The sequence below is a fragment of the Caballeronia sp. LZ062 genome (assembly GCF_031450785.1).
Classification (GTDB): Bacteria; Pseudomonadota; Gammaproteobacteria; order Burkholderiales; family Burkholderiaceae; genus Caballeronia.
Genome location: NZ_JARTWB010000002.1, coordinates 810994 through 830280, shown reverse-complemented (window position 1 = coordinate 830280; position 19287 = coordinate 810994). Strand labels below are relative to the sequence as shown.

General features: G+C 62.5%; 18 protein-coding genes and 1 tRNA gene. 1 reads left to right on the top strand and 18 read right to left on the bottom strand.

Going from position 1 to position 19287, the window contains the following annotated elements:
* Window positions 1-37: 37 nt before the first annotated feature.
* The 13 genes from nuoF to P9239_RS09860 all read right to left on the bottom strand — a co-directional run bounded on the left by nuoF (window position 38) and on the right by P9239_RS09860 (window position 12072).
* On the bottom strand, window positions 38-1360 hold the full coding sequence (gene nuoF / locus P9239_RS09920; protein WP_244846712.1) for an NADH-quinone oxidoreductase subunit NuoF: 1323 nt from the start codon (window positions 1358-1360) through the stop codon (window positions 38-40).
* Window positions 1357-1842: an NADH-quinone oxidoreductase subunit NuoE gene (gene nuoE, locus P9239_RS09915; RefSeq protein WP_309750279.1), complete on the bottom strand. Its 486-nt coding sequence runs from the start codon at window positions 1840-1842 to the stop codon at window positions 1357-1359. Before nuoE ends, nuoF begins: the two co-directional genes overlap by 4 nt.
* A 167-nt stretch (window positions 1843-2009) precedes the next feature.
* Entirely contained in the window at window positions 2010-3263 is a 1254-nt protein-coding gene (locus P9239_RS09910) for an NADH-quinone oxidoreductase subunit D (protein ID WP_309750278.1), read from the bottom strand.
* Window positions 3264-3272: 9 nt separating this feature from the next.
* Window positions 3273-3875 (bottom strand): NADH-quinone oxidoreductase subunit C, encoded by a 603-nt coding sequence (locus P9239_RS09905; protein ID WP_244846717.1) that lies wholly within the window; start codon window positions 3873-3875, stop codon window positions 3273-3275.
* A gap of 20 nt (window positions 3876-3895) precedes the next feature.
* Entirely contained in the window at window positions 3896-4375 is a 480-nt protein-coding gene (locus P9239_RS09900; RefSeq protein WP_006052903.1) for an NADH-quinone oxidoreductase subunit B family protein, read from the bottom strand.
* 61 nt (window positions 4376-4436) lie between these two features.
* Window positions 4437-4796 carry an NADH-quinone oxidoreductase subunit A gene (locus P9239_RS09895; RefSeq protein ID WP_040051564.1) on the bottom strand — a complete coding sequence of 120 codons (360 nt, stop codon included), beginning with the start codon at window positions 4794-4796 and terminating at the stop codon, window positions 4437-4439.
* A gap of 173 nt (window positions 4797-4969) precedes the next feature.
* A tRNA-Leu gene (locus tag P9239_RS09890) sits at window positions 4970-5054 on the bottom strand.
* Between the two features lie 129 nt (window positions 5055-5183).
* The gene (secG, locus tag P9239_RS09885; RefSeq protein ID WP_309750277.1) at window positions 5184-5570 is read right to left on the bottom strand and encodes a preprotein translocase subunit SecG; all 387 of its coding nucleotides are present in this window, start codon (window positions 5568-5570) and stop codon (window positions 5184-5186) included.
* An 80-nt stretch (window positions 5571-5650) separates the two neighbouring features.
* Window positions 5651-6418: a triose-phosphate isomerase gene (gene tpiA / locus P9239_RS09880; protein WP_309750276.1), complete on the bottom strand. Its 768-nt coding sequence runs from the start codon at window positions 6416-6418 to the stop codon at window positions 5651-5653.
* Window positions 6419-6592: 174 nt separating this feature from the next.
* Window positions 6593-7609, bottom strand: coding sequence for an NAD(P)H-quinone oxidoreductase (locus tag P9239_RS09875; protein ID WP_309750275.1), 1017 nt, complete (start codon window positions 7607-7609; stop codon window positions 6593-6595).
* Between the two features lie 206 nt (window positions 7610-7815).
* Window positions 7816-9954, bottom strand: a complete 2139-nt coding sequence (gene pnp / locus P9239_RS09870) for a polyribonucleotide nucleotidyltransferase (RefSeq protein WP_309750274.1) — start codon at window positions 9952-9954, stop codon at window positions 7816-7818.
* Between the two features lie 352 nt (window positions 9955-10306).
* Window positions 10307-10576, bottom strand: a complete 270-nt coding sequence (rpsO, locus tag P9239_RS09865; RefSeq protein ID WP_175944121.1) for a 30S ribosomal protein S15 — start codon at window positions 10574-10576, stop codon at window positions 10307-10309.
* A 200-nt stretch (window positions 10577-10776) separates the two neighbouring features.
* Window positions 10777-12072, bottom strand: coding sequence for a branched-chain amino acid ABC transporter substrate-binding protein (locus tag P9239_RS09860; RefSeq protein ID WP_309750273.1), 1296 nt, complete (start codon window positions 12070-12072; stop codon window positions 10777-10779).
* A gap of 152 nt (window positions 12073-12224) precedes the next feature.
* Here P9239_RS09860 and P9239_RS09855 point away from each other — a divergent pair, with 152 nt between their 5' ends.
* Window positions 12225-12740: a hypothetical protein gene (locus P9239_RS09855; RefSeq protein WP_309750272.1), complete on the top strand. Its 516-nt coding sequence runs from the start codon at window positions 12225-12227 to the stop codon at window positions 12738-12740.
* 66 nt (window positions 12741-12806) lie between these two features.
* Here the strand turns inward: P9239_RS09855 and P9239_RS09850 are convergent, their stop codons facing one another.
* The 5 genes from P9239_RS09850 to P9239_RS09830 all read right to left on the bottom strand — a co-directional run bounded on the left by P9239_RS09850 (window position 12807) and on the right by P9239_RS09830 (window position 19281).
* Window positions 12807-14351: a 2-isopropylmalate synthase gene (locus P9239_RS09850; RefSeq protein WP_309750271.1), complete on the bottom strand. Its 1545-nt coding sequence runs from the start codon at window positions 14349-14351 to the stop codon at window positions 12807-12809.
* Window positions 14352-14712: 361 nt separating this feature from the next.
* Complete coding sequence (locus tag P9239_RS09845) at window positions 14713-15384, bottom strand: C40 family peptidase (protein WP_309750270.1); 672 nt, start codon at window positions 15382-15384, stop codon at window positions 14713-14715.
* Between the two features lie 147 nt (window positions 15385-15531).
* Entirely contained in the window at window positions 15532-17130 is a 1599-nt protein-coding gene (locus P9239_RS09840) for a dipeptide ABC transporter ATP-binding protein (RefSeq protein ID WP_309750269.1), read from the bottom strand.
* Window positions 17127-18239 (bottom strand): ABC transporter permease, encoded by a 1113-nt coding sequence (locus tag P9239_RS09835; RefSeq protein WP_404980044.1) that lies wholly within the window; start codon window positions 18237-18239, stop codon window positions 17127-17129. Before P9239_RS09835 ends, P9239_RS09840 begins: the two co-directional genes overlap by 4 nt.
* Window position 18240: 1 nt before the next feature.
* Window positions 18241-19281 carry an ABC transporter permease subunit gene (locus tag P9239_RS09830; RefSeq protein WP_309750268.1) on the bottom strand — a complete coding sequence of 347 codons (1041 nt, stop codon included), beginning with the start codon at window positions 19279-19281 and terminating at the stop codon, window positions 18241-18243.
* Between the last annotated feature and the right edge of the window lie 6 nt (window positions 19282-19287).

The window sequence follows — 19287 nt, the reverse complement described above, 5'->3', positions numbered from 1 at the left end:
TCCTCAACCTCTTTCGCGCAACTGACTGTGCGCCTGATTACGCGGTAAGCGCCTCGGACGCCGCATGATGCGCGTGCCCGCCGACGAGACAGTGCTTGTGCTCGACGTGATATTCGAATTCGTTCCAGAAGTGCTTCAGCATGCCGCGCACCGGCATGGCCGCCGCATCGCCGAGCGCGCAGATCGTGCGGCCCATGATGTTTTCGGCGACCGAGTTCAGCAGATCCAGGTCTTCCTTGCGGCCGAGGCCGTGCTCGATGCGATGCACCACGCGATACAGCCAGCCCGTGCCTTCGCGGCAAGGCGTGCACTGACCGCACGACTCTTCGTAATAGAAGTAGGACAGGCGCAGCAACGAACGCACCATGCAGCGCGTTTCGTTCATGACGATGACCGCGCCCGAACCGAGCATCGAACCGGCTTTCGCGATCGAATCGTAGTCCATGTCGGTCGCGAGCATCATCTCGCCCGGCACCACCGGCGCGGACGATCCGCCCGGAATCACCGCCTTGATCGACTCGCCGCGCACGCCGCCCGCCAATTCCATCAGCGTCGAGAACGGCGTGCCGAGCGGAATTTCATAGTTGCCCGGACGATTCACGTCGCCCGATACCGAGAAAATCTTCGTGCCGCCGTTGTTCGGCTTGCCGATTTCGAGGTAATTCTGCGGCCCGATTTCCAGCAGGAATGGCACCGCAGCGAACGTCTCGGTGTTGTTGATGGTGGTCGGCTTGCCGTACACGCCGAAGCTCGCCGGGAAAGGCGGCTTGAAGCGCGGCTGACCCTTCTTGCCTTCGAGCGATTCGAGCAGCGCCGTTTCTTCGCCGCAGATGTATGCGCCGTAACCGTGGTGAGCGTACAACTCGAACGAAAAGCCGGAGCCGAGGATGTTCGCGCCGAGATAGCCGGCTGCGCGCGCTTCTTCAAGCGCCGCTTCGAACACCTTATAGACTTCCCAGATCTCGCCGTGGATGTAGTTGTACCCGACGGTGATGCCCATCGCATACGCGCCGATGGCCATGCCTTCGATCAGCGCGTGCGGGTTCCAGCGAAGGATGTCGCGGTCCTTGAACGTGCCCGGTTCGCCTTCGTCCGAATTGCAGACGAGGTACTTCTGCCCCGGAAACTGACGCGGCATGAAGCTCCACTTCAGGCCGGTCGGGAAGCCCGCACCGCCGCGGCCGCGCAGCCCCGACGCCTTCACGTCGGCGATGACCTGCTCGGCCGGAATCTTCTCTTCCAGAATGCGGCGCAGCTGCTTATAGCCGCCGCGCGCAACGTAATCTTCGAGATGCCAGTTCTCGCCATTGAGGCCAGCGAGGATCAGCGGCTTGATGTGACGATCGTGGAGTGACGTCATTTCGAAAGTTCCTCGAGCAACTGGTCGATCTTCTCGCGGCTCATAAAGCTGCACATGCGGTGGTTGTTCACCAGCACGACGGGTGCATCGCCGCACGCGCCGAAGCACTCGCCTTCTTTCAGCGTGAACTTGCCGTCGGGCGTGGTTTCGCCGAAATCGATGCCGAGCTTCTGCCTGAGATATTGAGCAGCACTATCCGAGCCGCCGTCCGGACCGAGCTGGCAGGGCAAGTTCGTGCAGAGCGTGATCTTGTGCTTACCGACCGGCGCGAGCTCGTACATCGTGTAGAACGTGGCGACTTCCTGCACCGCGACAGGCGGCATGCTCAGATAGTCGGCGACGAACTTCATGAGTTCGGGCGAGAGCCATCCGTGCTCTTCCTGAGCGACAGCAAGCGCAGCCATCACCGCCGACTGCTTTTGCTCGGCGGGATACTTCGCGATCGCACGATCGATTTCTTTCAGGCCTTCAGCTGAGATCATTTTCAGACACGACTCTTTCAATTCCTACCGAACGAAAACCTGCCGCGGGCATCTTATTGCGGCAGACCTGGCGTCCTGCGGTTTCCTGTAATTGCTTCAACGCTTTCCGCTCAATTCAGTGCGACGGCAGCCCGCCCAGCGAGCGCGCCGCGCGAGCGGTATCGGACTCAGCGATCAATCTCGCCGAACACGATGTCTTGCGTTCCGATGATCGTGACGGCGTCGGCGATCATGTGGCCGCGCGCCATCTCGTCCAGTGCGGCCAGATGCGCAAAGCCCGGCGCACGGATCTTCAGGCGGTACGGCTTGTTCGCGCCGTCCGACACGAGATAAATGCCGAACTCGCCCTTCGGATGCTCGATGGCGGCGTAGGTCTCGCCTTCCGGCACGTGGAAGCCTTCCGTGAAGAGCTTGAAGTGGTGAATCAGCTCTTCCATGTTGCTCTTCATGCCGACGCGCGACGGCGGCGCAACCTTATGATTATCGACCATCACAGGGCCGGGATTCTTGCGCAGCCAGGCAATGCACTGTTTGGCGATACGCGTGGACTGGCGCATTTCCTCGACGCGCACGAGATAGCGGTCGTAGCAGTCGCCGTTCACGCCAACGGGAATATCGAAATCCAGTTGATCGTAGACTTCATACGGCTGCTTCTTGCGCAGGTCCCATTCGATGCCCGAGCCGCGCAGCATTGCGCCGCTCATGCCGAGCTGCAACGCGCGCTCCGGACCCACCACGCCGATACCCACCAGACGCTGCTTCCAGATGCGGTTGTCGGTGAGCAGCGTTTCGTACTCGTCGACATAGCCGGGGAAGCGATTGAAGAAGTCTTCGATGAAGTCGAGCAGCGAACCTTGGCGGTTCTCGTTCATCTTCTCCAGCGCCTTCGCATTGCGAATCTTGGAGACCTTGTACTGCGGCATTGCGTCAGGCAGGTCGCGATAGACGCCGCCCGGACGGTAATACGCCGCGTGCATCCGCGCGCCTGAGACGGCTTCGTAGACGTCCATGAGGTCTTCGCGCTCGCGAAACGCGTAGAGAAACACCGCCATTGCGCCGACGTCGAGTGCGTGCGAGCCGATCCACATCAGGTGGTTCAAGACGCGCGTGATTTCGTCGAACAGGACGCGGATGTACTTAGCGCGGATCGGCACGTCGATGCCGAGCAGCTTTTCGATCGCCATCACGTAGGCGTGCTCGTTCGCCATCATCGACACGTAGTCGAGACGGTCCATGTACGGCACGGACTGAATGAAGGTCTTCGTTTCGGCGAGCTTCTCGGTCGCGCGATGCAGCAGGCCGATGTGCGGATCGGCGCGCTGGATCACTTCACCGTCGAGTTCGAGCACGAGGCGCAGCACGCCGTGCGCGGCAGGGTGCTGCGGGCCGAAATTCAGCGTGTAATTCTTGATGTCTGCCATGACGCTCTCTTAATGTTTCAGACCACCATAGCGATCTTCGCGGATCACGCGCGGCGTGATTTCGCGCGGCTCGATCGTCACAGGCTGATACACGACGCGCTTCTCTTCCGGGTCGTAGCGCATTTCGACGAAGCCCGTCACCGGGAAGTCCTTGCGGAACGGGTGGCCGATGAAGCCGTAGTCCGTGAGAATGCGGCGCAGATCGGGGTGGCCTTCGAACACGATGCCGTACAGGTCGAATGCTTCGCGCTCGTACCAGTTGGCCGACGACCAGATATCGACGAGCGACGGAATGATCGGCACTTCGTCGTCCGGTGCGAACACGCGCACGCGCAGGCGCCAGTTGTTCGAGATGGAGAGCAGATGCACGACGGCCGCGAAGCGCGGGCCTTCGTAGACGCCGTCACCGAAGGTCGAATAGTCGATGCCGGCGAGGTCCATGAGCTGCTCGAAGCCGAGCGAGCGGTCGTCACGCAGACGGGTCGCGACTTCAAGATAGTGGGCCGCCTTCACGACGACCGTCACCTGACCCAGCGACTCGGTGATGTTCTGGAGACGGTCGCCAAACGCCGCCTCGAGGTTCGCTTTGAGGGTCTCGAGTTTGCTTGCCATAGTTGGGGAGGCTCAGGCCTTTATTGACGGGCGATGGTGTTCGTGCGGCGGATCTTCGCCTGCAGCTGGATCACGCCGTAGACCAGCGCCTCGGCCGTCGGAGGGCAGCCCGGGACATAGACGTCGACCGGAACGATACGGTCGCAGCCGCGCACGACGGAGTACGAATAGTGATAGTAGCCGCCACCATTCGCGCACGAACCCATGGAAATGACCCAGCGCGGCTCGGCCATCTGGTCGTACACCTTACGAAGCGCGGGCGCCATCTTGTTGCACAGCGTGCCGGCGACGATCATCACGTCGGACTGGCGCGGGCTCGGGCGGAACACCACGCCGAAGCGGTCCAGGTCGTAACGGGCGGCGCCCGCATGCATCATCTCGACCGCGCAGCACGCGAGACCGAACGTCATCGGCCACAAGGAGCCGGTGCGCGTCCAGTTGATCAGCTTGTCAGCCGTGGTGGTGACAAAGCCTTCCTTCAAGACCCCTTCGATACTCATTTGATTTCCACTCCAGATGAGCAGCCAGCCATAGCCACCCATGAATCCGGTGATCTACCCGTCACTCCCAGTCGAGGCCGCCCTTTCTCCAGATGTAGGCGAAGCCGAGCAGGAATTCGAGCAGAAAGATCATCATGGCCATGAAGCCGGGCCAGCCGATGTCGCGCAGGGCCACGCCCCACGGAAACAGGAAGGCCGTCTCAAGGTCGAAGATGATGAAAAGAATTGCGACGAGATAGTAGCGCACATCGAACTTCATACGCGCGTCTTCGAATGCTTCGAAGCCGCATTCGTACGGGGCATTCTTTTCGGTGTCGGGCTTGTTGGGACCGAGAATCTTGCCGATGCTGACCAGCGCTATACCTAAACCAAGGCCCACCAGAAGAAACAAGAAGACGGGGTAATAGGGTGCGAGGTTCAAGGCTTTCCTCTGATCGGTAGTTCGGTCAGTGATGATTGAGATGCTTGCCGGGACGGACCACCCGACGACAGGATTCACTTGGGACGGCTCACGATACCAACGATATCGTAAGGGTACTCCAGAAGTGACAATGCCAGCCGAAGCGATGCATGCGGCTGGCATTGGATAACTTTTGGTGCCGACGGCGAGACTCGAACTCGCACAGCTTTCGCCACTACCCCCTCAAGATAGCGTGTCTACCAATTTCACCACGTCGGCACTGTACTGCAATCCGGGAAAACAAACTTCTTAATTGCCGCGAATCGCTTCAAGACTTGAATTATAACTAGGTCCTACGAATTGTTCAACGCACAAAACACGAATTTAGCGAAAATTTGTTCCGGCGGTTTATTTCGGCACGTCGGTGCCCGGCGCGGACGACACAGGCGCAGCCGATGCCGGGGCGGTCACCGGAGCAGAAGCGCTCTTTCCTGCTGCGGCCGGGGCTGATGCAGACGTCGGGCCAGCACCCAACACACCAGCCGACGTCTGCGGCTTGTAGCTTCCGAGATACGTCAGCGCCAGCGTCGTGATGAAGAAGATGGCGGCAAGGACTGCAGTAGTACGTGAGAGAAAGTTCGCGGAACCCGTCGCGCCGAAGAGACTCCCCGACGCGCCGCTGCCGAAAGCGGCGCCCATGTCGGCGCCCTTCCCGTGTTGGAGCAGCACGAGCCCAATCACACCAAGCGCCGACAGCAACTGGACGACGATAATCAATGTCTTCAAATACAGCATTTCAACTCACCTGGTTCTTGATGTTTCCGTGACACTCACGTGTCTCGACATGCTCTTTCGACTGCCTTCGCCACGCACCTTTACTGCAACACGGTTCGCGCCGCCTGGCAGATCGCAAGAAAATCTTTCGACTTCAGCGACGCGCCGCCAATCAGCCCGCCGTCGATGTCTCGTTGCCCGAACAATTCTTGCGCGTTCTCGGGTTTGACGCTGCCGCCATACAAAAGCGGCACGTCGCCTGCGCCCTTCTCCGCCATCTTGCCGCGCAGAAACGCGTGAACGCGCTGCGCCTGATCCGCCGTCGCGCTCTTGCCGGTGCCGATTGCCCAGACCGGTTCGTAGGCGACGACAATCCGCGCCGCCTGCTCCTCGTCCAGCATGAGAAGCACCGCATCGAGCTGCGCGCCGATAACCTGCTCCGTCGCCTCGCGCTCGCGTTCGCCGAGCGTTTCGCCGACACAGACGATAGGCGTGAGCCCCGCGTCCAGCGCGCGACGCGCCTTTGCTCCCACCAGTTCCGGCGTTTCGTGATGGTACGCGCGGCGCTCCGAATGCCCGACGATCGCGTACGTCACACCGAAATCCAGGGCCATCTCCGCCGCGACTTCCCCGGTGAACGCGCCCTGCACATGCGCCGACACATCCTGCACGCCCCAGCGCACCACCGACCCTTCCAGCAGCGCCTGCGCCTGCGCGAGGTACGGATACGGCACACACACGCCTACGTCCACGCCGTTGCGCAGAGCCGATGCCCCCGACGCAACCTCGGTCAGCAGAACCGCGTTCTCCTGCATGCGGCCGTGCATCTTCCAGTTGCCGACCACCAGTTTCGCTCGTTGTCTCGACATTGTCTCGTCACTCGGCGGCTTGCGACGGCCGCTTTAGTTATAGCGGCCGCGCTTTTCAATCAGCCGCCGCGTTATGGGAATGAACCGCTACAAACTGCGAACTGCTTGCAAAACAGGCGATTCTACTGTGATACGGCGAAACCGGTCAAACCGCCGAAGACCGGCCCGCGTTTCTTACGCGCTTTCCGTCCAATCGAGCACGATCTTGCCGACATGCGTGCTGCTTTCCATCAGCGTGTGCGCCGCGGCCGCCTCGCTCGCCGGAAACACTTGGTGAATGACCGGCTTGATGCGCCCGGCCTCGATCTCGGGCCAGACGCGTTCCTTCAGCTTCGCAGCGATCTTCGCCTTGAACGCGACCGGACGCGGACGCAGCGTCGAGCCCGTGATAACGAGCCGGCGACGCAGAATGTCGTTGAGATTAATTTCAGCCTTCGCGCCGCCCAACAGCGCAATCACGCAGATGCGCCCGCCATCGGCAAGCGCCTTCAGTTCGCGCGGCAGATAGTCGCCGGCGACCATGTCGAGGATTACGTCGACGCCACGATCGTTCGTCAGCGATCGCACCACTTCGACGAAATCCTCCGTCTTGTAGTTGATCGCGCGTTCTGCCCCGAGCGCCTCGCAAGCTCGGCACTTTTCGTCGCTGCCCGCGGTCGCGAAGACGCGAAAGCCGAGCGCGTGTGCAATCTGGATGGCCGTGACGCCGATTCCGCTCGACCCGCCCTGCACAAGCAGCGTCTCTTCTTCGCCGTTTTCGCCCGCGCCGAGATGCGCGCGCTCAAAGACGTTGCTCCACACGGTGAAGAACGTTTCCGGCAGCGAGGCGGCCTCGATATCCGACAAACCTTCGGGCACCGGCAGGCATTGCTCCAGCGGCGCGACCGCGTACTCGGCATAGCCGCCGCCCGCCAGCAGCGCGCACACGCGATCACCCTTTTTGAGGCCGAACGGGTTGTGCTTGGAATCGAGATCGCCGTCGACGATTTCGCCCGCCACCTCGAGCCCCGGCAGGTCCGACGCGCCCGGCGGCGGCGCATAGGCGCCCTTGCGCTGGAACACGTCCGGCCGGTTCACGCCGGAAGCCGCCACCTTGATGAGCACCTCACACTTGCCGGGTTCGGGCATCGGGCGCTCGCCCAGTTTCAGGACTTCAGGTGCGCCAAACTCGGTGATTTCGACGGCCTTCATAGCATTCCCCTGATGGGCACGGCGGGATGGATCGATTCGAACGGCTCGAACCGGATGGCGCTGCGCACGCGACGAGCAATTCGCGCTCCACAGTGCCATCGAGTCCGGCGACGCATCGGACAATGCATAGCTCGCAGGGTCCAAATGCCGTCATACAAGAAAACGGCCGGCTCGCGAATGCGGCCGGCCGTCCACACATTACCGCATTACTGCTGCGGCTGCGTCGGTTCGGTTTGTTGCGCGGCTTCGTTCAGAAGCGCCTTGGCCGACAGACGCACGCGGCCCTTCTCGTCCGTCTGGATGACCTTGACCTTCACGATCTGGCCTTCCTTCAGGTAATCGTTGATGTCCTTCACGCGCTCGTTGACGATCTCCGAGATGTGCAGCAGACCGTCCTTGCCCGGCAGGATATTCACGATTGCGCCGAAATCGAGCAGCTTCAGCACCGGACCTTCGTACACCTGACCCACTTCAACTTCGGCCGTGATGTTCTCGATGCGCTTCTTCGCCTCGGCCATGCCTTCGGAGCTCGTGCTCGCGATGGTCACGACGCCGTCGTCCGAGATGTCGATGGTCGTGTTCGTCTCTTCGGTCAGCGCGCGGATCACCGAACCGCCCTTGCCGATCACGTCGCGAATCTTTTCCGGATTGATCTTCAGCGTGATCATGCGCGGCGCGAATTCGGACAGTTCCGTGTTCGTGCCCGGAACCGCCGAGGTCATCTTGCCGAGGATGTGCATGCGGCCTTCCTTCGCCTGCGCGAGCGCGACCTGCATGATTTCCTTCGTGATGCCCTGGATCTTGATGTCCATCTGCAGCGCGGTCACGCCTTGCGCGGTGCCGGCCACCTTGAAGTCCATGTCGCCCAAGTGGTCTTCGTCACCGAGAATGTCGGTCAGAACCGCGAACTTGTTGCCTTCGAGGATCAGGCCCATCGCGATACCCGCGACGTGCGACTTCATCGGCACGCCGGCGTCCATCAGCGCGAGGCAGCCGCCGCAGACCGATGCCATCGACGACGAACCGTTCGATTCCGTGATTTCCGACACGACGCGGATCGAGTAGCCGAATTCGTCGGCGCTCGGCAGGCACGCGACCAGCGCGCGCTTCGCGAGACGCCCGTGGCCGATTTCACGGCGCTTCGGCGAACCGACGCGGCCGGTTTCGCCCGTGGCGAACGGCGGCATGTTGTAGTGAAGCATGAAGCGCTCGCGGTATTCGCCTTCGAGCGCGTCGATGTTCTGCTCGTCGCCCTTCGTGCCGAGCGTCGCGATCACGAGCGCCTGCGTCTCGCCGCGCGTGAACAGCGCCGAGCCGTGCGTGCGCGGCAAGACGCCCGTGCGGATTTCGATCGGGCGCACCGTGCGCGTGTCGCGGCCGTCGATACGCGGCTCGCCGTTCAGAATCTGCGAGCGGACGATCTTCGCTTCGATGTCGAACAGAATGTTGCCGACGGTGGCCGCATCCGCCGCGGTCGTGCCGGACGCCGCCGCTTCCTCAGCGAGCTTCGCGGAGGTCGCCGCGTAGACTTCCTTCAGCTTCGTCGAGCGCGCCTGCTTGTTGCGCAGCTGGTACGCGGCTTCCAGTTCCGGCTTCGCGATTTCGGTGACGCGCGCGATCAGCGCTTCGTTCTTCGCGGCCGGCTGCCAGTCCCACTCGGGCTTGCCGCCGTCGCGCACGAGTTCGTGGATCGCGTCGATCGCGGCTTGCATCTGCTCGTGGCCGAACACGACCGCGCCGAGCATCACTTCTTCCGAAAGCTGCTGCGCTTCGGATTCGACCATCAGCACCGCGCGCTCCGTGCCCGCGACGACCAGATCGAGCGCCGATTCCTTCATCTGCGCGCGCGTCGGGTTCAGCACGTACTCGTTATTGATGTAAGCGACGCGTGCAGCGCCGACCGGGCCGTTGAACGGCAGGCCGGACACGGCGAGCGCGGCGGACGCGCCGATCAGCGCGGGAATATCCGCCGGGATTTCCGGATTCAGCGACAGGACGTGGATCACGACCTGCACTTCGTTGTAGAAGCCTTCCGGGAAAAGCGGACGCAGCGGACGGTCGATCAGGCGCGAGATGAGCGTCTCGCCTTCCGACGGACGGCCTTCACGGCGGAAGAAGCCGCCCGGAATCTTGCCGGCGGCGTAGGTCTTTTCCAGATAGTCGACGGTCAGCGGGAAGAAGTCCTGACCCGGCTTCGCCGTCTTGGCGCCGACGACGGTCGCGAGCACCACGGTGTCTTCGACGTCGACGATCACCGCGCCGCTTGCCTGACGCGCGATTTCACCCGTTTCCAGGCGGACGTTGTGTTGTCCCCACTTGAACTCTTTGACGATTTTATTAAACATTGCGACTCCTTCTATGTTGCGCCGCGCCTTCGGTCGAGCGCGTCACGCTGTCTCTGCGGCGCTGGGCGGGGCGGTCCCGGGCCGCGCGTGGGAGGTGTGTTATGCCATTCCAGTGCGGCGCGCGAACAAGCCGCGGGGCCGCGCTGGAATGACACAAAGCTCTGCCGCGAGGCTGGACCGAGTGTCGGGTAAAGCGAATGACTGCCGAGAACGACTAAGTACGACGTGCCGACCGATAAACCGATCCGGCACCACTTCGCGAGCGGATCGCGCAAAAACAAAATGCCTGCATCAGCGAACTGACACAGGCACTTCGTTAGAACACTGGCCGCGAAGCCACGTCAGGGGCCAATTACTTGCGCAGACCCAGCTTTTCGATCAGCGAGCGGTAACGATCCGCATCCTTGCCCTTCAGATAGTCGAGCAGCTTGCGACGACGGCTGACCATGCGCAGCAGACCGCGGCGGCTGTGGTGATCCTTCGTGTGGGCCTTGAAGTGGATGGTCAGTTCGTTGATGCGGCTGGTGAGCAGTGCGACTTGCACTTCGGGGGAGCCGGTATCGTTGGCGCCGCGCGCGTATTCAGCGACGACGTCGGACTTCTTGATTTCTGCTACGGACATTTGCTTTTCCTTTGAAACAGACAGGCGGTCACGGAAGAAAGGCCGTGCCGTGGTTTGCATCGACAAGGCCGGACTCGACGAGTCAGGCCCGATTCACTTCGTTTTCGACATTTGCGCGCGTTGCGAACACCGCTTCCAGCCAAAAACGAAGCGCAGAGTATAGCACACCGCTCTTCGCAGAGCGGACCGCCCCTTCGCGCTCAACGCGACGGGCGCGCCATTTTGCACGTGGTCGGAGGCGCGGTGTCCGCGGCGGGCACCGACAGCAGCGTGCGGAACCCGTAGCCGGAACCTTCGTTGTCGAACCGCGCGCCCGGCGTGCCCGCCTTGTCCATCTCCATCACGTAGAGCGGCTGGATCAGCTGATGATCCGACGCGCGCATCGTCGATGGATGAAAGCCCGCGCCATCGAACGTCATGCCTTCGAGCGCGCGCGCCACGGCGAGCGGGTCCGCGCTGCCGGCCCGCGTCATCGCGGTGGCGAGCATGTCGATCATGAGCGGCATGCGCAGCACGAGGTAGTCGTCGGAGGCGGCGGGATAGCGGGCGCGAAACGCGCGGTAATAGGCGTCCGAAGCCGCGCCGCCCGCGTTCGGATGCCAGTCGGCGACCGCGATCACGCGCTTCACGCCGGCATCGCCGAGCGCGGCGGGCGCGCCCAGACTGTTGCCGTAGAACGTGTAGAACTTCGCGCCGAGGCCCTGCTCGCGCGCCGCCTTCACGAGCAGCGTCAGGTCGTTGCCCCAGTTGCCGGTGATGACGGCATCCGCACCGCTCGCGCGAATCTTCGCGATATAAGGCGCGAAGTCCTTCACGCGGCCGATCGGATGAAACTCGTCGCCCGTGATCGCGATGTCGGACCGCTTCGCCTGCAACGCGCGCCGCGCCTCGCGGCTCACGTCGTGGCCGAAGCTGTAGTCCTGATTCAGCAGGTAGACCTTCTTCACGGCGCGGTCGCGTTGAAGGGCATCGGCGAGCGCATCCATTCTCATGCCCGCGTGCGCGTCGAAGCGGAAGTGCCAGAAGCTGCACGCGTCGTTGGTGAGCGCGGGATCGTCGGCGGAATAGTTCAGGAACAGCACGCGATGCTCCGGCTCTCGCTCGTTCTGCTTGTCGATGGCCGCGACGAGGGCCGCCGCCACCGCCGAGCTATTGCCCTGCATGACGAAACCGATCTTCTCGTCGATGGCCGCGCGCAGCTGCACGAGACTCGCCTCGCTGCTGCCCTTGCCGTCGAGCACGACGAATTCCAGCGGATGCGCGCCGTCGGCGAGCTTGACGCCGCCCCGCGCATTCACCCGCTCGACGCCGAAGCGCAGATTCCGCTCGACTGCCGCGCCCGCGTTGGCGAACGGACCGGACATGCCTTCGATCATCGCGAGCTTGATAGGCGCGAGATCGGCGGCGCCTGCCTTCACGGCACACGCCAACGCCACGCACGTCAACGCGACGCGCAGCCACCGCGCGCGCGGCTTCGAATAACACGGGCTTGCCATCGCTCATTCCGAAAGATGAAAGCGCGGATCATAGGCCGCGGCGTGTGCGCGATGCAAGCCATGGAGAGCATGGTTCGTGCGCCGCGTGTCAAAATCGAGGAAAGCGAAAAAGACTCTCGCCTGGCGCGAGGAACACGTACGTGGAGGCTTCAATGTTGCATTCACTCGACCGTCTGCGTAGCGCGCTGGCCTGCGCGGCGACGGCGTTGCTGCTCGCAGGCTGCGCGCAGCCGTGGCAAAACTATCAGGCAGGCGCGGATGCCTCGACGATCACCGCCCGCCTCGGTCCGCCGCGCGAAATCTACGACTTGCCGAATGGCGGCAAGCGGCTGATGTGGCCGACGCAGCCGCTCGGCGAATTCACGACCGCCGCTGACATCGACGCCTCGGGCAAGATCGTCAGCGTGCGGCAGGTGCTCGACGAGAACGAGTTCTACAAGGCGCAAATCGGCACGTGGACCAAGAAAGACGTGCTCGTGAACTTCGGGCGGCCGGTGGAAACCTCGTATTACCCGCTGATGAAGCGGGAAGTATGGACGTATCGCTACATGGAGGCGAACTTCTGGTACATGATGTACAGCTTCTATTTCGACGATCAGGGCGTTCTGCGCCTGATGCAGAAGTCGCCCGATCCGCTGCACGATCCCGATCAGCGCAATCTGTTCTGACGAGTCGAAAACGCAAAAAAGCCCTCCAAGGAGGGCTTTTTTGCGTCTTGCGCGACGGCCTGCCGATCAAAGCTGCGGATTGAGCTTCTCGACCTTCGAATGCAGCTTGTTGAGCGCGGCGATATACGCCTTGGCCGACGCCGCGACGATATCCGGGTCCGTGCCGACGCCGTTCACGATACGCCCGCTCTTCGAGAGACGCACTGTCACTTCGCCCTGCGCCTGCGTGCCGGTCGTGATCGCGTTGACCGAGTACAGCACGAGTTCCGCGCCGCTTTCCACCTTCGATTCGATCGCGTGCAGCGTCGCATCGACGGGGCCGTTGCCGCGTGCTTCGCCCGTCATTTCGGCGCCGTCCACGGCAAAGACCACGCGCGCCTGCGGTTGCTCGCCGGTCTCCGAGTGCTGCTTCATCGAGACGAAGCGGAAATGCTCTTTCGCCTGCGCTTCCGGCGATTCTTCGGAGACAATCTGCATGATGTCTTCGTCGAAGATTTCCGCTTTGCGATCCGCGAGATCCTTGAAGCGCGCGAACGCGGCGTTCACGTCCGCTTCCGATTGAAGCGTCACGCCCAGTTCTTCGAGGCGCTGCTTGAACGCGTTGCGGCCGGACAGCTTGCCGAGCACGATCTTGTTCGCGCTCCAGCCCACGTCTTCCGCGCGCATGATTTCGTAGGTGTCGCGCGCCTTAAGCACGCCGTCCTGGTGGATGCCCGACGCGTGCGCGAACGCGTTCGCACCGACCACCGCCTTGTTCGGCTGCACGACGAAGCCGGTGATCTGCGACACGAGCTTAGACGTCGGCACGATCTGCGTAGTGTCGATGCCCAGGTCGAGTCCGAAGTAATCCTTGCGCGTCTTGACCGCCATCACGATTTCTTCGAGCGACGTATTGCCCGCCCGCTCGCCCAAGCCGTTGATCGTGCATTCGACCTGACGCGCGCCGCCGATCTGTACGCCGGCCAGCGAGTTCGCTACCGCCATGCCCAGGTCGTCGTGGCAGTGAACGGAGAAGATCGCCTTGTCGGAATTCGGGATGCGCTCGCGCAGCGTCTTCACGAGGTTGCCGTAGAGCTCCGGCACGCCGTAACCGACCGTATCCGCGATATTGATCGTGCGCGCGCCTTCGTCGATCACCGCTTCGAGCACGCGGCACAGGAAGTCGATGTCCGACCGGCTGCCGTCTTCCGGCGAGAACTCAACGTCGTCGGTGAATTTGCGGGCGAAGCGCACCGCGAGCCGCGCCTGCTCGTACACCTGTTCCGGCGACATGCGCAGCTTCTTTTCCATGTGCAACGCGGAGGTCGCAATGAACGTGTGAATGCGGAAGCGATTGGCGGGCTTCAACGCATCGGCGGCGCGCTGGATGTCCTTGTCGTTGGCGCGGGCAAGCGAGCAGACCGTGCTGTCTTTCACCAGCGATGCGATCGTCTGGATCGCGTCGAAGTCGCCGTTCGAACTGGCGGCGAAACCGGCCTCGATCACGTCGACCTTCATGCGCTCCAGCTGCTTGGCGATGCGGATCTTCTCCTCCTTCGTCATTGAAGCGCCGGGGGACTGCTCGCCATCGCGCAAGGTCGTATCGAAGATGATCAACTTGTCTGCTGCCATGTTGTGCTCCTGTGGGGAGATTTATCGATTGTTGGGAATATCGAGATAGAACGACAAAGGGAATCCGGGTGTTCGCGCCACCGCTGGCGTCGAAAACCTTGAACGAGCAGACGGGAGGCGAGACAGATTAGCGCGGTAGGCGCGCTAGCAGCGATAGTGCGCGTAGGAACGCACCAGCCGAAGAAGACGAGAGAAGGAACGGAGAAAAGTTCATCCGAAAACTATAACGGCTTTCAAAGGCGCGTGCAATGAGGCTTTACGATGGAACCGATAGGCTGCTTCCCGACGACGCGATAAAACAAAAAGCCTGCATTCGCGAGAAGGCAGGCTTTTTGTGATGACCGCGGGAAACGGTGCGTGATCAGTAACCGCCGATGGTCGCACTCACGCGCTGGCGCAATTCGGTGCCATCGTTGAACTGCGCATTCTCGATGCGGCGCGCGCCCGTGAACCGCTTTTCCCAATAGCCGTTTTCCATGTCGTCGACGCGAATGGTGCTGCCGGTGGACGGCGAGTGTACGAACTTGTTGTCGCCGATATAGATACCCACGTGCGAGAACGAGCGGCGCATGGTGTTGAAGAACACGAGGTCGCCCGGCTTCAGGTCCGACACGCGAACCTTCTCGCCGACCCGGCTCATTTCTTCCGCGCGGCGCGGCAGCGTCATGCCGAGCGTGTCCTGAAAGACATAGCGCACGAAGCCGCTGCAATCGAGACCGGAGTCCGGCGTGTCGCCGCCCCAGCGATAGCGCACGCCGATCATATTGAGCGCGCCGACGACGACGTCGCCCGCCTTGCTCGCTACGCCGGAGAAGAACGCCTTCGCGCCGCGCGGTGCGCTGGCGGTGTCCGCCGTGGCTGCGATGGCCGCGCTGTCGGTGGCTTTGGAAGCGGTGGTGATGCCGTTGCCGGCATTTTGGCTGTTACTGCTGACTTCGTCGGCGAAAGCGCCGGAAGTGGTGGTCATCAGAAGGCCGAGCAACATGCCCGCGGCAGCGCGCGCACATGTCTGAGTCAACGTGAGTGGTTGCATCGGTCGGTAGGTTTTACAATTAAAGACTGAAAAATCAGTGAGATATGTGAAAGTTTGAACGCATACTAGCCACAAAGTATTTAACTGTCAAAAGAAATAGGAAAATACAATTGAGACGGACACGCAATTGACGAAAAAGAAAGAATTTTAGGAATTCAGGGCTGCCGCCAGTAGCTTTCGTGTGTATTCGTCGGAAGGATTCGCAAAAATCTTCTCTACTTCACCAGCCTCGACGACATTTCCATTTCGCATGACTGCGACGCGATGCGCCATCGCGCCGATCACCTGTAAGTCGTGGCTAATAAACACATATCCCAAGTTGTGCTTCTTCTGAATGTCGGCAAGCAGCGCCAAAACTTGAGTCTGGATTGAGACATCGAGCGCGCTCGTCGGTTCGTCGAGAATGAGAATGCTGGGTTCCAGCACCAGCGCGCGGGCAATCGCGATGCGTTGCCGCTGCCCGCCCGAAAACTCGTGCGGATAACGCGTGAGCGCCGTGCGATCCAACCCGACTTCGCGCAACACGGCAATGACCTTCGCGCGGCGCGCGGTGGAATCGAGTTCCGGCCGATGCAGCGCGAGCCCTTCGCCCACGATGCGCTCAACCGTCTGCCGCGGCGACAGCGAGCTGAACGGGTCCTGAAACACCACTTGCAGATTCGAGCGCAGCACGGTCTTTTCGCGTCCGCGAAAATCGCCGAGCGCCCTGCCCTGAAACTGCACGCTTCCATGCGAGATGCGCTGCAAGCCGAGCAGCGCCATCGCGAGCGTCGATTTCCCAGAGCCGGATTCCCCGACGATCCCGAGCGTTTCGCCCTGCCGCACGGAGAGCGTCACGTCGTCCACCGCCTTGAAGCGGCCGCGCCGGAACCATCCCTGAAAGCCCGGCAGCCGCGTCGGATAGTCCACGCGCACGTCTTTGGCGTCCAGCAGCACGGGCGCGATCGGCAGCACCGGCAGCACGCGCCGTTCGGGGCGGCTGTTCAGCAGGCGCTGCGTGTACGGATGCTGCGGCGACCCGAAAATTTCGTCCACCGTGCCGCTTTCGACCAGCACACCCTTCTCCATCACCGCGACGCGCTGGGCAAAACGCCGCACGAGGTTCAGATCGTGCGTGATGAGCAGCACGGCCATGCCGCGCTTCTCCGCCTCGTCGCGCTGCAGTTCCAGCAGCAGTTCGACGATCTGCGCGCGAATGGTCACGTCGAGCGCGGTCGTCGGCTCGTCGGCGAGCAAGAGACGCGGGCGGCACGCGAGCGCCATCGCGATCATCACGCGTTGGCGCTGACCGCCCGAAAGCTGATGCGGATAACTGTCGACACGCCTCTCCGGCTCCGTGATGCCCGTGCGCGCCAGAAGCGCGATGGCGCGCTCGCGGGCCTCGCGCGGACTTGCGCCGTCGTGAAGCTGAATGGTCTCGCCGATCTGGTCGCCGACCGTGTACAGCGGATTGAGCGCGGTCATCGGCTCCTGAAAGATCATTGCGATGTCCGAGCCGCGCAGGCCGCGCATCTCGCGTTCGCTTTTCGCGAGCAGATCCTCGCCGCCGAAGCGAATCGCGCCGGTCATTTCGGCATCGCGCACGAGACGCAGCACCGCCAGCGCCGTCACGCTCTTGCCCGAGCCGGACTCGCCGACGAGCGCCACGCGCTCGCCCGCGCGGACGTCGAGACTCACGCCGTCAACGGCGAGCGTGTCGCCGAAGCGCACGCGCAGATTGTCGATCGACAAGAGCGGCGCGCTCATTGACCGCCTCCGGCTTTCACCGCATCCGAAATGCGCGTGTCGAGCGCGTTGCGCAGCGCATCGCCCATGAACGTGAGCAGGAGCAGCGTCGCGACCAGCACGCCGAAGGTGGAAACCGAAATCCACCACGCGTCGAGATTGGCCTTGCCTTGCGCGAGCAGTTCACCGAGCGACGGCGTCGGCGACGGCACGCCCAGACCGAGAAAATCGAGGCTCGTGAGCGCGAGAATCGCCCCGCTCATGCGAAACGGCAGGAATGTGATGACGGGCGTCAGGCTATTGGGCAGCACATGCCGCCAGATGATCTGCCAGTTGGACAAGCCCATCGCGCGGGCGGCGCGCACGTAGTCCTGCGTGCGATTGCGCAGAAATTCGGCGCGCACGTAATCCGACAAGCCGATCCAGCCGAAAAGCGACAGCAGCACGATGAGCAGGATCAGACTCGGCTCGAAGATGGACGCGAAGATGATGAGCAGATAAAGCTCCGGCAGCGCGCTCCAGATTTCGATCAGCCGCTGCCCGGTGATATCGATGCGTCCGCCGAAATAGCCCTGCACCGCGCCCGCGACCACGCCGAGCACGGTGCCGATGGCCGTCAGCACGAGCGCGAACAGCACCGACACGCGAAAGCCGTAGATGAGCCGCGCGAACACGTCGCGGCCGCGGTCGTCCGTGCCGAGCCAGTTTTCGCGCGACGGCGGCGCCGGGTTCGAGCCCTTGGAGAAGTAGTTGAGCGTGTCGTAGTAATAGTGATTCGGCGGATAGATCGCGAAGTTGCCCGGCGCGTTGAAGCGGTCGCGCACGAAAGGATCGAGATAATCCGCGGGCGTCGGGAAGTCTCCGCCGAAGGTCGTCTCCGCGTAGGTCTTGACGAGCGGAAAGTAGAACTGCCCCTGATAGCGCACGACGAGCGGCTTGTCGTTGGACCACAGCGGCCCCGCGAGGCTGATGACGAACGCAGCGACGAACACGACGAGGCTCCAGTAGCCCAGCCGGTTGCGCCTGAAACGCTGCCACACGCGCCGCGCGGGCGTCATCGAGACTTCGGGGCGCAGCGGCTGGCCGTCTGTTGCGGTCGCGGCGCGGCGCGACGATGCGGCTCGGTTCAAGTCAGCGCTCCAGTTGCTCGAATTGAATGCGCGGATCAACCCATACGTAGCACAGGTCCGAGACGAGCTTCGTCGCGAGGCCGATCAGCGTGAAGAGATAGAGCGTGCCGAGCACGACGGGATAATCGCGCCGCACGACCGATTCGTAGGAAAGCAGCCCGAGGCCGTCGAGCGAAAAGAGCGTCTCGATCAGCAGGCTGCCCGTGAAGAACGCGCCGATGAACGCCGCCGGAAAGCCGACGATGAGCGGCAAAAGCGCATTGCGGAACACGTGCTTCCACAGCACGCGCCGCTCGCTCAGGCCCTTGGCGCGCGCGGTGAGCACGTACTGCTTGCGGATTTCGTCGAGAAAGGCGTTCTTCGTGAGCATCGTGACGACGGCGAAACTGCCGACCACCGACGCGACCACCGGCAACGTGATGTGCCACAGATAATCGAGAATCTTGCCGCCGAGCGAGAGCGTCGCCCAGTTGTCCGAAGTCAGATTGCGCAGCGGGAACAGTTGCCAGAACGTTCCGCCGCCGAACAGCACGAGCAGCAGCACGCCCAGCACGAAGCCGGGAATCGCGAAGCCGATCAACACGATGAGACTCGTCGCAACATCGAACTTCGAGCCGTTTCTCACGGCCTTCGCGATACCGAGCGGCACCGATATCAAATAGGTGATGAAGAACGTCCACAAGCCGATGCTGATGGACACCGGCAGCTTGGACACGATGAGCGACCACACGCTCTGATGCCGGAAGTAGCTCTCGCCGAGATCGAAGCGCGCGAACTTGCCGAGCATCAGGAGATAACGCTGGAGCGGCGGCTTGTCGAAGCCGTAGAGCGCTTTCAGTTGCGCAATCTGCTGCGCATCGACGCCCGTGTGCGCACGCATGCCGAACGCCGCGCCGCCCTCGGCGTTGCCGCGCCGCAGGTCGTGCACCGCCTGCTCGACCGGGCCGCCCGGCACGAACTGGATCACGACGAAGGTCAGCGTGAGCACGCCGATCAGCGTCGGGATCATTAACAGAATGCGTTTGAGGATGTAGCTCCACATGGCGTC

Bases quoted from the DNA above. Each gene is read 5' to 3' on its own strand.
- nuoF (WP_244846712.1), bottom strand. From the start codon at position 1,360: ATGACGTCACTCCACGATCGTCACATCAAGCCGCTGATCCTCGCTGGC.
- nuoE (WP_309750279.1), bottom strand. From the start codon at position 1,842: ATGATCTCAGCTGAAGGCCTGAAAGAAATCGATCGTGCGATCGCGAAG.
- P9239_RS09910 (WP_309750278.1), bottom strand. From the start codon at position 3,263: ATGGCAGACATCAAGAATTACACGCTGAATTTCGGCCCGCAGCACCCT.
- P9239_RS09905 (WP_244846717.1), bottom strand. From the start codon at position 3,875: ATGGCAAGCAAACTCGAGACCCTCAAAGCGAACCTCGAGGCGGCGTTT.
- P9239_RS09900 (WP_006052903.1), bottom strand. From the start codon at position 4,375: ATGAGTATCGAAGGGGTCTTGAAGGAAGGCTTTGTCACCACCACGGCT.
- secG (WP_309750277.1), bottom strand. From the start codon at position 5,570: ATGCTGTATTTGAAGACATTGATTATCGTCGTCCAGTTGCTGTCGGCG.
- tpiA (WP_309750276.1), bottom strand. From the start codon at position 6,418: ATGTCGAGACAACGAGCGAAACTGGTGGTCGGCAACTGGAAGATGCAC.
- P9239_RS09875 (WP_309750275.1), bottom strand. From the start codon at position 7,609: ATGAAGGCCGTCGAAATCACCGAGTTTGGCGCACCTGAAGTCCTGAAA.
- pnp (WP_309750274.1), bottom strand. From the start codon at position 9,954: ATGTTTAATAAAATCGTCAAAGAGTTCAAGTGGGGACAACACAACGTC.
- rpsO (WP_175944121.1), bottom strand. From the start codon at position 10,576: ATGTCCGTAGCAGAAATCAAGAAGTCCGACGTCGTCGCTGAATACGCG.
- P9239_RS09860 (WP_309750273.1), bottom strand. From the start codon at position 12,072: ATGGCAAGCCCGTGTTATTCGAAGCCGCGCGCGCGGTGGCTGCGCGTC.
- P9239_RS09855 (WP_309750272.1), top strand. From the start codon at position 12,225: ATGTTGCATTCACTCGACCGTCTGCGTAGCGCGCTGGCCTGCGCGGCG.
- P9239_RS09850 (WP_309750271.1), bottom strand. From the start codon at position 14,351: ATGGCAGCAGACAAGTTGATCATCTTCGATACGACCTTGCGCGATGGC.
- P9239_RS09845 (WP_309750270.1), bottom strand. From the start codon at position 15,384: ATGCAACCACTCACGTTGACTCAGACATGTGCGCGCGCTGCCGCGGGC.
- P9239_RS09840 (WP_309750269.1), bottom strand. From the start codon at position 17,130: ATGAGCGCGCCGCTCTTGTCGATCGACAATCTGCGCGTGCGCTTCGGC.
- P9239_RS09830 (WP_309750268.1), bottom strand. From the start codon at position 19,281: ATGTGGAGCTACATCCTCAAACGCATTCTGTTAATGATCCCGACGCTG.